This window comes from Nonomuraea africana (genome assembly GCF_014873535.1).
GTDB classification, from domain to species: Bacteria; Actinomycetota; Actinomycetes; order Streptosporangiales; family Streptosporangiaceae; genus Nonomuraea; species Nonomuraea africana.
Genome location: NZ_JADBEF010000001.1, coordinates 9043194 through 9057053, shown reverse-complemented (window position 1 = coordinate 9057053; position 13860 = coordinate 9043194). Strand labels below are relative to the sequence as shown.

The 13860-nt window shown below is 70.2% G+C and carries 11 protein-coding genes; 6 read left to right on the top strand and 5 right to left on the bottom strand.

Annotated elements, in window-relative coordinates:
- Positions 1-40: 40 nt before the first annotated feature.
- The 3 genes from H4W81_RS43330 to H4W81_RS48170 form a co-directional block, all read right to left on the bottom strand.
- The gene (locus H4W81_RS43330) at positions 41-709 is read right to left on the bottom strand and encodes a MarC family protein (protein ID WP_192780102.1); all 669 of its coding nucleotides are present in this window, start codon (positions 707-709) and stop codon (positions 41-43) included.
- Positions 710-779: 70 nt separating this feature from the next.
- Positions 780-2054, bottom strand: a complete 1275-nt coding sequence (locus H4W81_RS43325; RefSeq protein WP_192780101.1) for an arginine deiminase — start codon at positions 2052-2054, stop codon at positions 780-782.
- Between the two features lie 193 nt (positions 2055-2247).
- Positions 2248-2520: a DUF1269 domain-containing protein gene (locus H4W81_RS48170; protein WP_264083388.1), complete on the bottom strand. Its 273-nt coding sequence runs from the start codon at positions 2518-2520 to the stop codon at positions 2248-2250.
- A 617-nt stretch (positions 2521-3137) separates the two neighbouring features.
- Here H4W81_RS48170 and H4W81_RS43315 point away from each other — a divergent pair.
- The gene (locus H4W81_RS43315; protein WP_225959068.1) at positions 3138-3656 is read left to right on the top strand and encodes a hypothetical protein; all 519 of its coding nucleotides are present in this window, start codon (positions 3138-3140) and stop codon (positions 3654-3656) included.
- Positions 3657-3782: 126 nt separating this feature from the next.
- Here the strand turns inward: H4W81_RS43315 and H4W81_RS43310 are convergent, their stop codons facing one another.
- Positions 3783-4901 (bottom strand): epoxide hydrolase family protein, encoded by a 1119-nt coding sequence (locus H4W81_RS43310; protein ID WP_192780100.1) that lies wholly within the window; start codon positions 4899-4901, stop codon positions 3783-3785.
- Positions 4902-5003: 102 nt separating this feature from the next.
- On the opposite strand from H4W81_RS43310, the gene H4W81_RS43305 reads away from it, so the two are divergent.
- The 5 genes from H4W81_RS43305 (at position 5004) to H4W81_RS43290 (ending at position 10932) form a co-directional block, all read left to right on the top strand.
- The gene (locus H4W81_RS43305; RefSeq protein WP_192780099.1) at positions 5004-7712 is read left to right on the top strand and encodes a helix-turn-helix transcriptional regulator; all 2709 of its coding nucleotides are present in this window, start codon (positions 5004-5006) and stop codon (positions 7710-7712) included.
- Between the two features lie 820 nt (positions 7713-8532).
- Positions 8533-8919, top strand: coding sequence for a hypothetical protein (locus H4W81_RS43300; protein ID WP_192780098.1), 387 nt, complete (start codon positions 8533-8535; stop codon positions 8917-8919).
- A gap of 68 nt (positions 8920-8987) precedes the next feature.
- On the top strand, positions 8988-9677 hold the full coding sequence (locus H4W81_RS48165; RefSeq protein ID WP_225959067.1) for an MFS transporter: 690 nt from the start codon (positions 8988-8990) through the stop codon (positions 9675-9677).
- Positions 9674-10192, top strand: a complete 519-nt coding sequence (locus H4W81_RS48160; RefSeq protein ID WP_225959066.1) for an MFS transporter — start codon at positions 9674-9676, stop codon at positions 10190-10192. Before H4W81_RS48165 ends, H4W81_RS48160 begins: the two co-directional genes overlap by 4 nt.
- A complete protein-coding gene (locus H4W81_RS43290; protein WP_192780097.1) occupies positions 10189-10932 on the top strand; it encodes a PIG-L deacetylase family protein in 744 nt (247 codons plus the stop codon). Before H4W81_RS48160 ends, H4W81_RS43290 begins: the two co-directional genes overlap by 4 nt.
- On the opposite strand, the gene H4W81_RS43285 is transcribed toward H4W81_RS43290, so the two are convergent.
- On the bottom strand, positions 10919-13777 hold the full coding sequence (locus H4W81_RS43285) for an AfsR/SARP family transcriptional regulator (RefSeq protein WP_192780096.1): 2859 nt from the start codon (positions 13775-13777) through the stop codon (positions 10919-10921). The two genes, H4W81_RS43290 and H4W81_RS43285, sit on opposite strands and share 14 nt — an antisense overlap.
- Positions 13778-13860 lie beyond the last annotated feature (83 nt).

The following is a 13860-nucleotide window of genomic DNA, read 5'->3' as shown; positions in this document are numbered from 1 at the left end:
AGTCTTGGAGCCGGCCGGCCTGCTGGCCCCTCGGTGGCGTTCATTGGCTCAGGCGGCCGGTGACCAGATCGGTGAAGCCGTTGGCCAGCAGGATGACGGCGATGGCGGTGAGCAGGATGCCGGCCACGCGGTCGAGGAGCATCGCCCCCTTGAGTGAGATACGTCGTTGGACGTGCCCAGACAGGTACAGGGTCAGGCCGGTGAGCGCCGCGAAGCACAAGACCGCGATCGACAGCGTCACTTTCTCCCGCACGCTTGTCGCCGCTGCCGAGGCGGCGACGCAGAAGGCGAACGTGGTGCCGCCGACGGTCAGCGGGAAGGTGAGCGGGGTGTACAGGATCGACTTGGGGTCCGGCACCGGGTCGGGCGGTGCCGGGATCCCCTGTTCTTCTTGCTGTTGGAGTTTCTCCAGTTCCTCGACCGCCCCTGCCTGGCCGCGCATGAGCGGGATGGCGGCGAAGGCAAGGGCGATGCCGCCGGTGGCGGTCAGCGCCGCGGTGCTGATGCCGAGCAGCTTGAGCAGCGGTTCGCCCACCCACAGCGCCATGAGCACGAAGATGGCGACGTTGAGGGCGAGCCCGAGCGCCAGCCGGTTGACCTGCCTGTGCCCGTACGGGCGGACGATCGGCAGGTACGAGGCCAGCGCGGCGACAGGGCTGTAGAGCCCGAACAGGGCCAGGAACAGGATCAGTGCTGGATGGCTGCTCATCGCGGTCCTTCCGTGGGATTGCCTGGTGGCGGGTCGCGGAGGGGCGCGCATGGTGTCTGGAAAGCGGCGTTCAGACGGGGTCGCGCAGAATCGGGCAGGTCATGCAGTGTCCGCCGCCGCGCCCCTTGCCGAGCTCGAATCCCTCGATCTCGACGACGTCCACGCCGTGCTCGCGCAGCTTCTTGTTGGTGAACTCGTTCTTGTGGTAGCCGATCACGACGCCGGGTTCCAGGGCGACGAAGTTGCTGCCGCTGTCCCACTGCTCCCTGGCCCGCTGGTAGTCGTCACCCCCGGTGGGGATGATGTCGAGCTTGCCGATGCCCAGCGCGTCCTCGAAGGCGGCGGCCAGGTTCGGCTCGCGGTGCACGTCGACGGCGCCGTCCTTGTCGCCGGGCCGCAGCGAGTAGACGGCGGCGTTCTCGACGACGGGCGGGTAGCCGGTGGCCTTGTCGACGTCCAGCAGCGTGAACACGGTGTCGAGGTGCATGTAGGAGCGGTGCGGCGGGATGTTGACGGCGAGCACCCTGGTGGCGGCCCCTGCGGCGAACAGCTCTCTGGCGAGGTGCTCGATCATGATGGGGCTGGTGCGCTCGCTGACGCCGATGGCGACGGTGCCGTTGCCGATGGGCATCATGTCGCCGCCCTCCAGCGAGGCGCGGCCGAAGTCCTCCTCGTCGAAGTCCCCGTCGTCGCCCATGGGCGGGTACCAGTAGGCGAAGCCGTCGTCGGCGAACATCGGGTGGAAGTGGTAGATGATGCTCTGGTTGATGGTCTCCAGGCGGCGGGCGTGGTAGTAGAGCGGGTTCAGCGAGACCCCGCCGTACAGCCAGGCCGAGGGGTCGCGCTGGTAGAGCGAGTTCGGTAGCGGCGGCAGGATGAACGAGCCGGTCGTGGCCATCGCGGTGACCAATGACCGGGCGTCGAAGCCTTCGCGGCTGGCCTGGGTGTCGGTGACGAACTCCTCCTTGGTGAGCCCGCCGATCAGGTGCGTGGCGAGCTTGTCCCCGCTCCAGGAGGCCAGTTCGGCGCGAACCTCGTCGACGAGTGAGGGCCCCACCGTCAGATGGGTGACCGTGCGCTCGACCGCGTGCCTCTTGGCCTCCGGCGCGGCCTCGAGCGCCTCGGCGAGCAGCTGGTGATGGTGGAAGACCTCGATACCGCGGCCGCTCATCACCGCCACGAACGCGTCGTGCTCGATCTGGGCCCGGCTGACCCACAGCACGTCGTCGTAGAGCAGCTCGTCCTTGTTGCTTGGGGTGAGCCGTTTGAGGCTGAGATCGGGCCGGTGCACGATCACCTGTCGTAGCGTGCCCACCTCGGAGTGGACTCCGTATTTCGTGCTCACAACGCCCCCTATGTGGGTCGATCAGGATGAAGGTGATGGGCTGCCGGCGCCCCTCGACAGCGGCAGCACGGGGATGCGCAGGGTCGGGGCCCCAGCGGGCGGTGGATGTCGACCAGTTCGAGGTGCGGCCGGTCGTGGCCCTCCTCAAGGCTGACCTTGGATGGCCGGCTCGGGCGCACGCGAGCCATAGCGATTAGGAGGCCGAAGCGGCGGCCTGGACGTGCTGGACGGCCTCTCGCAGGTCGGCCTCCGCCTCCGCGCTCAGCGAGGTCTGCATGACCTCCCCGCCGAAGGGAGCGATCTCGATGATCACCTTGCCCGGCGTGCGCTGCGTGACCAGCAGGAACAGCGCGGCTCCGCCGGGCTGCGGCCGCTGCCCCAGATCCCGCATGGAGGCGTCGTTGACGCCGAGGTCCTTCGTCGCCTCCGCGGCCGCGGCTGCCGCCGCTCCCACCGCCATCTCCAGCAGCGGTGCCAGGAGCAGCAGGCCGATCAGTCCGCCCCACAGCGTGCCCGCTGCCGCACTGGCCCCGGCGGGGCTGTGGAGCTGGTGCAGGTTGATTGTGCCGTCTGTTTGCTTCTCCGCGACCGCGGTGTCGGCGAGCGTGATGGGTTTTGGCGCTGCAGTTCCAGCAGTCGTGCGCGCATCCTGGTCGCAGTGGCGATGGCTATGAGGTTACTCATGGAACTCCCCCGATTCCCGTGCCGAGGCAGCAGCTCACAAAAAGGGACGGGATTGCCAGATCAGGCATGTAAAGACCTCGAAGGCACATAGCACGTAATTCCACTGCCGTCATCGGGCGAAACCGGCGGCGGTGGTTCAGTATCTGGACCCGCACAAGAGGCGGAACGCATCCACCGAAGAGTTCGCGCTGTCGTGTCTGCGGTTGCGAGAAGTCCTTCGGGGAGGAACCGAACGTCCCCAGGACCACGGGCCCGCGTTGTCGGCACCCCACGCGCAGCCTGTGGAGCGCTTCGGTGTTTGTCGGCAGAGAGCCGGTGTTGGTGCCGCGGCAGCGCCGTATCAGCCGCTCACGCCATCGTCTTCCTTGCAACCACCCCCTGGGCAGAAAGATGGAGTCGATGATCACCCTCGCGGCCGTCCTGCAGATCCTCATCGCACTGGCCTTCGTCAGCATCCCCCTCGTCCGCGCCCGCTACGGCGCCGGCGCGCTTGCCGCCACGGAAGCCGAGCTCGACCGCCAGAACATCCCCCGCTCGGTCCTGGCCGAGAACAACATCCGCTTCGACGCCAGCGGCCACGAAACCTGGGCGCCGCTCAGCATCGCCGTGCTCGTGACCGCCCTGGCCGTGCTGAACCTGACCGGCAGTTGGGGTGAGACGCTCTCTTGGGTCCTGCAGCCGCTCGTCCTCCTGGTCAACCTCTTCATCCTCTACAGCAACCTCACGGCCGAGAGGTCCGTGCGCGCGCACTTCGCCAAGACCGGCGATCCGGTGCTGCAGCGCATCGACGTCAAAGCCATGCTCGGCGCGGCAGAGCGTGCCTTCCCCTCCTGGGTACTCCCGGGCCTGCAGAACCTCCGGCACGTGATCGTGATGGGCGGCTCCGTCGCCGCGCTCGTCCTTCTCGCGATCAGCTGACGCCTTGGCGAGGAAGCAGCGCGGTGGTCACCAGGTCGCCGGCGCCGTCGTCGAGCCGCCGCGGGAGATACGCGTACTCCAGGCGCCCGGCGCAGCCGCGCACCTGGAGTTGACGCTGACCGGGATCTAGAGGCTGGCGAAGAACCTTCGGACGTCGTCGATGAACAGGGCCGGCTGCTCCAGGGGCAGGAAGTTGCCGCCTCGCTCCAGCTCTGTCCAGTGCGTGACCGGTGCGTCGCGCTCGGCGAACCGGCGGACGGTGATGTCGACGTGCTTGGCGAGCGCAACACCCATGGGCACGCTGCTGCGTTCCTTGGGGCCCCAGGCGGAGGGGTCGTGGGCGTTCTCGTAGTAGAGGTTGGCCGACGAGCCGGCGGTGCCGGCGAACCAGTACAAGCTGACGTTCGCCAGCAGCAGGTCGCGGTCGACGGCGTCCTCGGGCAGCTCGGCCGTGGGGTCGGTCCACTCCTTGAACTTCTCCACGATCCAGGCGAGCTGCCCGACGGGCGAGTCGTGCAAGCCGTACGCCAGGGTCTGCGGGCGCGTCGACTGAATGATGTTGAAGCCCATCTTGTCGTCGCGGAAGTCCTGCAGCCTGGCCAGCCGCTCCTGCTCGGCCTCGGTCAGGCCCTCGAACTCGGCCGGGTCGCCGGAGGGGAAGGTGACGTAGCCGTTGACGTGGGTGCCGATGACGTGCTCCGGAGCCTGGCGGCCCATCTCGACCGCGTCCCAGGCTCCGCCGCCCTGGCCCTGCACGCCATAACGGTCGTAACCCAGGCGCGCCATCAGCTCGACGAACGCGCTGGCGATCTTGCTCGTGGTCCAGCCGGCACTGGTCAGCGGGCCGGAGAGGCCAACACCGGGTACGTCGGCGGCGACCACGTGGAAGTCCTTCGACAGCTCCTCGATGACCTTCGCGAACACGACGAATGAGGCCGGCCAGTCATGCAGGAGCAGCAGGGGAACCGCGTCGGGATTGGCGGAGCGGACGTGCGCGAAGTGGATCGTCTGCCCGTCGATCTCGGTGGTGAACTGGGCCAGGTCGTTGAGCCTGGCCTCCTGCTTGCGCCAGTCGAACTCCTCGGCCCAGTAGGTGGCCAGCTGTCTGAGGTAGTCGACCGGCACCCCTCGGCTCCAGCCCTGGCCGGGGATCTCGCTGCCCCAGCGCGTACGGCGGAGCCGGTCACGCAGGTCGTCCACGTCAGCCTGGGGAATCTCTATGCGGAAGGGGCGAATCTCAGACATGGTGTGCTCGCCTTTCGGTCGTTGAGCGATACGACGAAGCTACGGAGATCCGCGCCCAGCGGAATCAGTCATCTCATAGGAATTCGTAGATAGGTTATGGGCATGCTGTGGGGCCGGATCGAGGAGCGGGCGACTCTCAAGAACATGCTGGCCGCCGCGGCAGAGGGCAAGAGCTCGGCCCTGATCATCCGCGGTCAGCCTGGTATAGGTAAGACCGCTCTGCTCGACTACGCCGCCGACGCCGCCATAGGTATGCGTATCCTGCGCTGCGTCGCGGTCGAGTCCGAGGTGCAGCTTCCCTACGCAGCCCTGCATCTGCTCCTGCGGCCGCTGCTGGGCGATGCCGACAGGCTGCCCGACCGGTTGCGTTCCGCGTTGCTCGCCGCCTTCGGCCTCGGGCCGGCCAGCTCGGGTGACCCCTTCCTGGTCGGCCTTGCCGTGCTGACGCTGTTATCCGAAGCGGCTGAGGAGTCGCCGCTGCTCTGCCTGGTCGACGACGCCCAGTGGCTGGACCAGGCTTCGGCAGAGGCGCTGCTGTTCGCGGCAAGGCGGCTGGACAGCGAGGGCATCGTGGTGCTTTTCGCGCAGCGGGAGGACGGGCAGCGAGGCCCGGACCGCGGGATCCCGTGGATGCGGCTGGGCGGGCTCGACCGTGAGGCTGCCATGAAACTGGTGGCCGAACACGGCGCCGAGTTCGACGAGAGGCTCTTCGCCGAGACGCAGGGCAACCCGCTCGCGCTGCTGGAGCTGCGGGGCATGGCCGCCGGCGAGTCCGAGATCTACCGCCTGGGGCCGGTGCCCCTGACCGGGAGGGTCCAGGAGGCCTTCCAGCAGCAACTGCGCGACCTGCCCGAGGCGACCAGGACGGTCCTGCTCATGGCCGCCGCGGACGAATACTGCGACCTGCACCTGGTGCTGCGTGCCGCGTCGACGGTGGGCGCGGACGTGGTCGACTTTCAGCCCGCCGAAGAGCGCGGGCTGGTCAGGCTGGGCCAGACCGTCGAGTTCCGCCATCCCCTCGTCCGAGCTGCTGCCTACTACGGTGCTCCGCTCGGCGCGCGGCTGGCCGTACACGCCGCGATCGCCAAGGTGTGCGACGACCCGCAGCACGCCGACCGGCGCGCCTGGCACCTTGCCCGGGCCGCCACCGGCCCGAACGAGGAGACGGCGGCCGAACTCGAGCGCACCGCGCAGCGCGCCGCCGAGCGCGTTGGTCACGTCGCCGCCGCGTTCGCCTACGAGCGTGCCGCCCAGCTCAGCGTCGGCGGCGCCGCGATCGGGCGGCGCCTCACGCTCGCCTCGGAATCCGCGCTCGCGGGAGGCAAGCTCGACCATGCCGGATCGCTGGCGGAACGCGCGATCAGCCTGACCACCGACCCGCTGCTGCGGGCCAGGCTGGACCAGATCCGCGCCATTCGCGGGCTCTCGTACGGCGAGTTGCGCGTCGCCCACGACATCCTTGTCTCCGGTGCTTCCTCGATCGCTCACCTCGCCCCGGAACGGGCGCTCTGGATGATCATGGAGGCGCTGCATTGCGCATGGTTCATGTCGTTCGACGCGGAGTTGGTAGGCGGCAGCGTGGATCTGCTTGGCACGCTCTCCCTCGACGCCGATCATCCCTTGATGTCGCTGGTCTGGCTTCTGCGCTGGGACACCGCGACGGCGCTCGGGCGCTCCACGGCAGGTTTCCCTCCGATCGCCGATGTCATCCAGGGCGCGCGTAAGGCCAGCGGGACAGGCGGGCCGCGCGGGCTCGTCTCGGCAGCCGGTTGCGCTCTGCTGGTCTCCCAGGATGTGGCGGCACACGAGATGGCCGAGACACTGGTCGAGGACAGCCGCGCACAGGGGACGATCGCCTGGCTGTCGCCCGGGCTGGTCTACCTGGCGGAGAGCGGGCTGTTTCTCGGCCGGCACCGCGACGCCCGCGTGCACGTCGAGGAGGCGGCGCGAGTGGCCACCGACACCGGCCAGCGGCAGTGGCTGAACCATGCCAACGGGGTGCTGTCCTTCCTCAGCGCTGTGGGCGGCGATGAGGAAGCCTGCATCAGGCACACCGAAGAGGCGCTCAGCGGGGTGAGCGCCGGAGCAGGGTCGGTGGGCATCGTGTGGGCGCAGTGGGGCCGAGCCATGCTCGACCTCGGCATGGGCCGGATCGAGGCCGCACTGAAGCGCTTCCAGGAACTGTCGCGCAGCAGCCGCAGTCACCTCATTCCCGGTGTACGCAGCTTGCCCGACCACGTGGAGGCGGCAGTACGGCTGGGCCGTCCGGAGCTGGCCATGGAACCGTTCAAGCGCTACAGCGACTACGCAGCCAGAATGAGCCTGCCCTCGCTCGACGCGATCGTCCAGCGCTGCCAGGCCATGATCGAACCCGATGACGGGGCGGAAGAGCACTACCTGGCCGCGCTGTCCCTGCATGATCGGAACAGCCTCGCCTTCGAGCACGCCCGCACCCGGCTGCTCTACGGTGAATGGCTACGAAGGGCACGCCGCAAGGTGGACGCGCGGGAACAACTCGGGTCAGCCCTGGAAGCATTCGAACTCCTGGGCGCCGCCCCGTGGGCCGAGCGCGCACGCACCGAACTCGGCGCGACCGGCGTCACCGCCCCCTCCCCGCCGGTGTCCGATGTCTTCTCGACCCTGACCCCGCAAGAGCTGCAGATCGTACGGCTGGCCGGGCGGGGCCTGTCCAACCGTGAGATCGCCACCCAGCTCTTCCTCAGCCCCAAAACCGTCGCCCACCACCTCTACAAGGCCTTCCCCAAGCTCGGCATCGCCTCACGAGGCGAGCTGGCGGCGGTCCTCGCTTGACCCGTTGCCCGCGCGAGCCGGTCGCCATCCTTCACGCCCATGGCGTAGACGCCAGTGAGGTAGCTGCCCGCGCGGGCAACAGCGTGAAGGTGTGAGTGCCTGGGATGGCACCTGGCGGCGGCCCGGCCCACCGCCCGCGTGCTGCTCGTGGCGGGCCTGCTGACGCCGCCCTACCTGCTCGGCCTGTATCTCGTGGGCGACGCCAACCCGGCGAACTCCCTGATGTGGCTCGAACCCGATGCCTACACGGGCCGTCACGTCGAGCCCGAGGCGTTCAATCTGGGCTGGAGCCCTCCCACGCTCACCGCGGTTCTGGCAGCGGCGGCGATCGCGCAGGTCTGGGGGGTGCTGAGGCTGGCCCACGGCCTGGCGGTCGCGCCCTCGCCGCGCGTGGCCCGCCTGCTGTTCCTGCAGCCGGCCTGGTACGCCGCCTACCTCGCGGTGTGCTCGTTCGACCTCTGGTTCACCTCGGTTACGGCACGTCCCGCGACACTGGACGAGGACCCCGCTCAACGTGCTGGGGCTGACGGTTCTCGTGGCCGCGGGCCCACTGGGACTGGTAGGGCCGGACATGGGGTTGGCGGCCGAGATTCGGCCCGTCTGGCATGTCCCCTCACTCACCGCGCTCGCCGTCGGCGCGATGATCTCCTACCTGTACGCGGTGCGCCGCTCGCTCTCGCTACCCTTGTCGGCCAGCCCGCTCTGCCGCCCGACGGCTGCTTGATCACGCTGCTCCGCCGCCCGGCCTCATCACGGCCTGTCCGGGGTCATTACGTCGCCTAGCGCCTGTCAGCCTCCAGAGAGGGTGGCAGGCTGGCCCATGGACATGATCAAAAAGAGGGCAGTAGCGGTCGTGGCGGCCACGGCCTTAGGTGTCGCGGTGCTGTTCTCTCCGATCCCGAGCTACGAGGCCGCTGCGGTGGAGCTGGCGGAGTGCAGGATATGGGTGGCGCTGCAGCGTCCTGTGCTGGAGAGGGAAGTGACCCGCTTGCGGCCCCGGCTGCTTCCCCCGGGCTCGGTCACAGCGATCGAGCGTGAGGACAGCTGCCGGTTCGATCCGGACGCTGACTTGTTTCCCGCACCGAGCGCCCGGGTGGTCGTAACAGTGGCGGACGCCCATGCGGGGCCGACCCTGGACAGGAAGCTCTGCGCGACCCGCGCTTCCCTCCTCGCCGCCGGCGGGCCGTGGACGTGTCGGCGGCGATGACAGCGCCGCGGTAGTGCGCTGCGAGTCCGTGCTCCGACGATCGGATTGCGACGAACGTGGAGGACGAGATGGACGATGACGTGGTCAGCACAGCGGTGCTCGACCGGACAGCTCCCGTGCCCGAACGGGACCGGCGCAGGTGGCTCTCGGTTGCGGCCCTCGGGATCGGCGCGTTCGCGATCGGTACCGACATGTTCGTCGTGGCCGGGATACTCACCGGGATCGCACGTGACCTCGGTGTCACCGTCGGCGCCGCGGGGTTGACGGTGACGGTGTTCGCGCTGGCGTATGCGATTGGCGCGGTGCTGCTCAGCGCTCTGCTCGGGTCGTGGCCACTGCGACGGGTGCTGATCGGCTCTGCGGTGCTGTTCGGGATGACGAGCGTGCTGTCGGCGGTGGCGCCGACGCTTCCCGCGCTCCTCGCCGCCCGGGTGCTGGGAGCGCTTGCCGCGTCGGTCTATGTGCCGGCCGCCGGCGCGGCGGCCGTCGCGGCCGTGCCGGTGAGCCACCGCGGGCGGGCGCTGAGCGTGATCTTGGGGGGTGCGGCGACCGCCATGGTGCTGGGCGCTCCGCTGGGCGTGCTGCTGGCGTCGATGCTCTCGTGGCGGGCGGCGTTCGGGCTGGTCGCCGTGCTCGCGGTGGCCACCGTCATCGGTCTGCTGCTCACCCGCGTCGGGTCGGGCCCGCTGGTCCGCGCGACGGTGTTCGAGCGCCTGCGCCCGATGCGGTCCCGGCCGTCGTGGGCGTGCTCGGCGTGACGTTCCTGGTGATGACCGCCTCGTACAGCATGTACACCTACCTTCCCTTGCTGGTGGCGGCCGCGGCCGGGCCGTTCGGGCTGGGGCTGTTCATCGGGGCGTTCGGCATCGGAGGCGTGCTGGGCACCTGGTGGGGCGGGACTGCGGCCGACCGGAGCGGCCCTCGCCGGGTGGTCTTGCCGGCTGTGGCCCTGCTGACTGTGGCTTTCGCGGCGCTCCCGCACGTCGCGGCGACGGTGGCCGGGGCGCTGGCGGTCATGGTCGGGTGGGGGGTCGCGGCCTGGGGGTTCGTTCCCGCACAGCAGCACCGCCTGATCGGCCTGGGGGCGGGGTCGGCGCCCTTGCTGCTCGCCTTGAACAGCTCCGCGATCCACCTCGGGTCCGCGGCCGGTGCGCTGTTCGGTGGTCTTGTGGTCGACACCGCCGGAGCCGGCCGGCTCTGGATGATCGCCGTCGCTTGCTGTGGCGCCGGCCTGGCCGTACACGGCATCCTCACCAGGGAGGTCCGGGCATGATCGAGTGCGCACGTGACGTCGCTGAGCTGGGCACCATCCTGGGGATCTGGGCGCACCCGGACGACGAGGCCTACCTGTCCGGCGGTTTGATGGCGATGGCTCGCGACAGCGGATCGCGGGTGGTGTGCGTGACCGCGACCTGCGGCGAGCTCGGCACGGGCGACCCGGTGGAGTGGCCGCCGCATCGGCTTGCCGCGGCGCGCACCCGCGAGCTGGCGCGCTGCCTGGAGATCCTCGGGATCGACGAGCATCACTGGCTCGGCTACCGGGACGGGCAGTGCGCGGAGGTCCGCAGGTCCGACGCGGTCGCGCGGCTGTGCGACGCCATCGACCGGGTCCGGCCTGACACCGTGCTCACCTTCGGCCCGGACGGCATCACCGGTCACCCGGACCATCAGGCGGTCTCGGCCTGGACCACCGCGGCGTTCGGCAGCGCCGCCCCATCCGGGGCGCGGCTGCTGTATGCCACGTTCGCGGAGCGGCGGGCACCGCGCTGGAGCGCGCTCAACGAGAGCTTGGGCATCTTCCCGCCGGGATACCCGATCATGACACCGGCCCATCGCCTGGCGGTCGACCTCGTGCTGGACGCGGAGACGGCGGCCCGGAAGGTCCGTGCCCTGGCGGCGCAGGAGACTCAGACGGGCGAGCTCATCGCCGGCATGGGCGTCGACTGTTTCACGGCATGGATCGGCGACGAGTCGTTCGTCGAGCCGCCCTCCACGGCTGTCATGATCGAGTGAGGTTCCGCTCGATCGCCTGCCGAGCCATCTCGAGCACGGCGACGCGGCCGGGGACCGGCGTCGCCGGAGCGGCGACGGTGCGCGCGGGGCGTCCGGTGTCGTGGGAGCGTTCTACGGCCGGCGCGTCGGGAGCCTGGCCGGCCGCGGCGTCGATCAGCGCCGCAGGCTCGTCGTCGCCGAGCCGGCGCAGCAGATCGGCGAGGTTGCGCAGGGTGACCCACAGGTGAGTCCAGTTGCCGTTGCGGGCGAAGTATTCGATCACGTCGCGGTAGCCACCCAGCGCCTCGTGGACTCGGCCCGTGGAGGCGCGCACCGACAGGAGCCCGACGGTCGCGACGCCGACGAGAAAGGTCGCGCCCGAGGTGCGGGCCAGGTCGATGGCACGGACGTAATGCCGCTCGGCCACCTCGCTGTGGCCCGCGAGACTCTCGATCTCCCCGGCGACGTAGGCGCCCCACGAGAGCATCGTGGGGGACACCGCGGCGGCCAGCCCCCGCTCGTTCAGTCTTCGCGCCGCCACCAGATCGCCCGCGTAGGCGGTCGTGAGGGCGGCGATCCCCAGGTTCTCCCGGTGCGGGCCGGCGAGAACGGCTGCGGCGAGGGAATGCTCGACCACGTCGTCGTAGGCGCCGCGAGCCAGGTCGGCCACCGAAAGCACCATCAGGCAGTGCCACGACCCGACGTTGTCGGTCGCCTTCTCCAGCCCGGCGCTGGCGAGCCGGTCGGCCTGGCGGTAGTCGCCACGGTGGTAGGCGGCTTCCGCCGCGGTTCCGAGTACGGCGCCGGCCCGCGGGTGGGTGGCGAGCGCCTGGTCGCCGGCCAGTTCCTCGGCCCAGTCCCGAACCTCGACGAGGTCGCGGTAGGCGACCGTGTCGAACAGCGCGACGACCATCGCCGCGGCATCGTCCAGAGAACCCTGGCTGCGAACCAGCCGCCACGCGGCCCGCAGGTTCGGCAGCTCGCGACGCAGGACGGCGTCCGCCTCGGGCTCCCGCTCGGTGGTCATGGTGGCGTCGATCCATGAGGTCAGCTCGACAGCCCACCGCGCCATGCGCTCGATGGCGGCCTTCTCCTCGCCGGCCGCCGCAAGCCGGTCCAGCCCGAATGCCCGCAGCGTCTCCAGCATGCGGTACCTGGTGGTCCCCTGGAAGGAGGCGTCGATCATGGAGGCGTCGACGAGGCGGGCCAGAGCGCTTCCTGGATCACTCTCCAGGCCCAGGTCGGCGGCGAGCCGCTCGGCGGTGTCGAGGTCGACACCGTCAGGGAAAACCGACAGATGCCGGAAAAGTCGCCGTTCGTCCTCGGTGAGGAGCTGATACGACCATTCGATGGTCGCGCGCAGTGTCCGGTGCCGGAAATCCGCGCTGGGCCTGCCACCGCCGAGCAGGTCGAGCGAGCGGTCGAGGCGGTCACGCAGGTCAGCGAGGGACAGCGTGGACAGCCGGCCCGCTGCCAGTTCGATGGCCAGCGGCATCCCGTCGAGCCGGTGCACGATGTCGGCGACCGTACACAGCTCCGCCGGCGTCGGTGGTGGACCGGGGCGAACCCGGCGGGCCCGGTCCACGAACAGCGCCACGGACGGAGCCCGCGAAGGATCCTGATCGGGGCGGGGCAGCGGAAGCGGCGCCAGCCGTGAGACATACTCGGCCGCCAGGCCGAGAGGTTCGCGGCTGGTGGCCAGCAAGGAGATTCTGGGACACGAGGAGAGGATCACGTCTACCGTGTCCCGGACGCCGTCGAGCAGATGCTCACAGTTGTCGATCAACAACAGGCCGGGGTGGTCGCCCAGCAGGGCGACGCAAGCGGACAGCACGTCACCCTGGTCGACCTTCAGGTTCATGGCCGCCGCCAGGGCGTGCGGGATGGCGGCGGGATCGGTGACCGGTGCGAGCAGCAGCACCCTCGCCGTGCCGCTCTGGAGCGCGACCTCCAGGGCGACCCGGGTCTTGCCGACGCCGCCCGGCCCGACGAGCGTGACCAGGCGCTCGGCCGCCAGCAGCCGATGCAGGGCCGCGACCTGAGACTCGCGGCCGATCAGTCGCGTGGTCGGCCGGGCGGGCACCTCGAGTCTGCTGGGCGCCGAACCGGCGACGCCGCCGACGATCTCACGCTCGAGCTCGTCCAGCGCAGGTGATGGATCGAGGCCGGTCTCCTCGACCAGCCGGCGCCGATACTCCCGTCCGATGCGCAGGGCCTCCGGCGCCTGCCCGGTCGCCGCCAGCGCCCGCATGAGCAGGAGGACGGCGGGCTCCCGCAGTGGGTCGGCGGCCGACGACGCGGCGGCGAGACCCAGGATCTCATCAGCCTGTCCTGCGGCGATGGCATCGGCGATCAGCGCGTCGGTCACCTCGCGGCGCAGCTGAGCGTACTCCTCGACCGCGGTGGCGATCGGCACGATGTCGGAGAGGTCGGCGAGAACCGGTCCTCGCCACAGCCCGTGTGCCTCCTGCAGCAGGGAGAGCGCGCCGGCCGGGTCCCGCTGCGCCGTCGTACGCGCCGTTGCGAGCAATGCTCTCGCCTGTGCCACGTCCAGTTCGTCGCGCTCGAGCGCAAGCCGATAGCCGTCATGCCGCGTCTCGAGCCGGGCGGCCGCCGGACCGAGGTGCCCACGCAGCCGGGACACGTGGTTGTGCAGGGCTTGACGCCCTGATTCGGGTACCTCCGACGGCCAGAGCGCGTCCACGAGGTGATCAACCGTTACGGTCCGGCCCTCGGCGAGCGCGAGCAGCGCGAGCACCGCACGCCGCTTCGGGCCGGACACGTCCACCGGGGCGCCGTCGACAAGGAGCCGCAGGGGCCCGAGCACCTCCACCCGGACCGGCGGCGGCAGGCGCCCGACTGCCATGGCATCCCCCGTGTCCATCACGCCTGTGACGAGGCCTGTTAGCACGACGATAGCCCGTGCGAGGGCCGTGAAAGGCAGCGGGC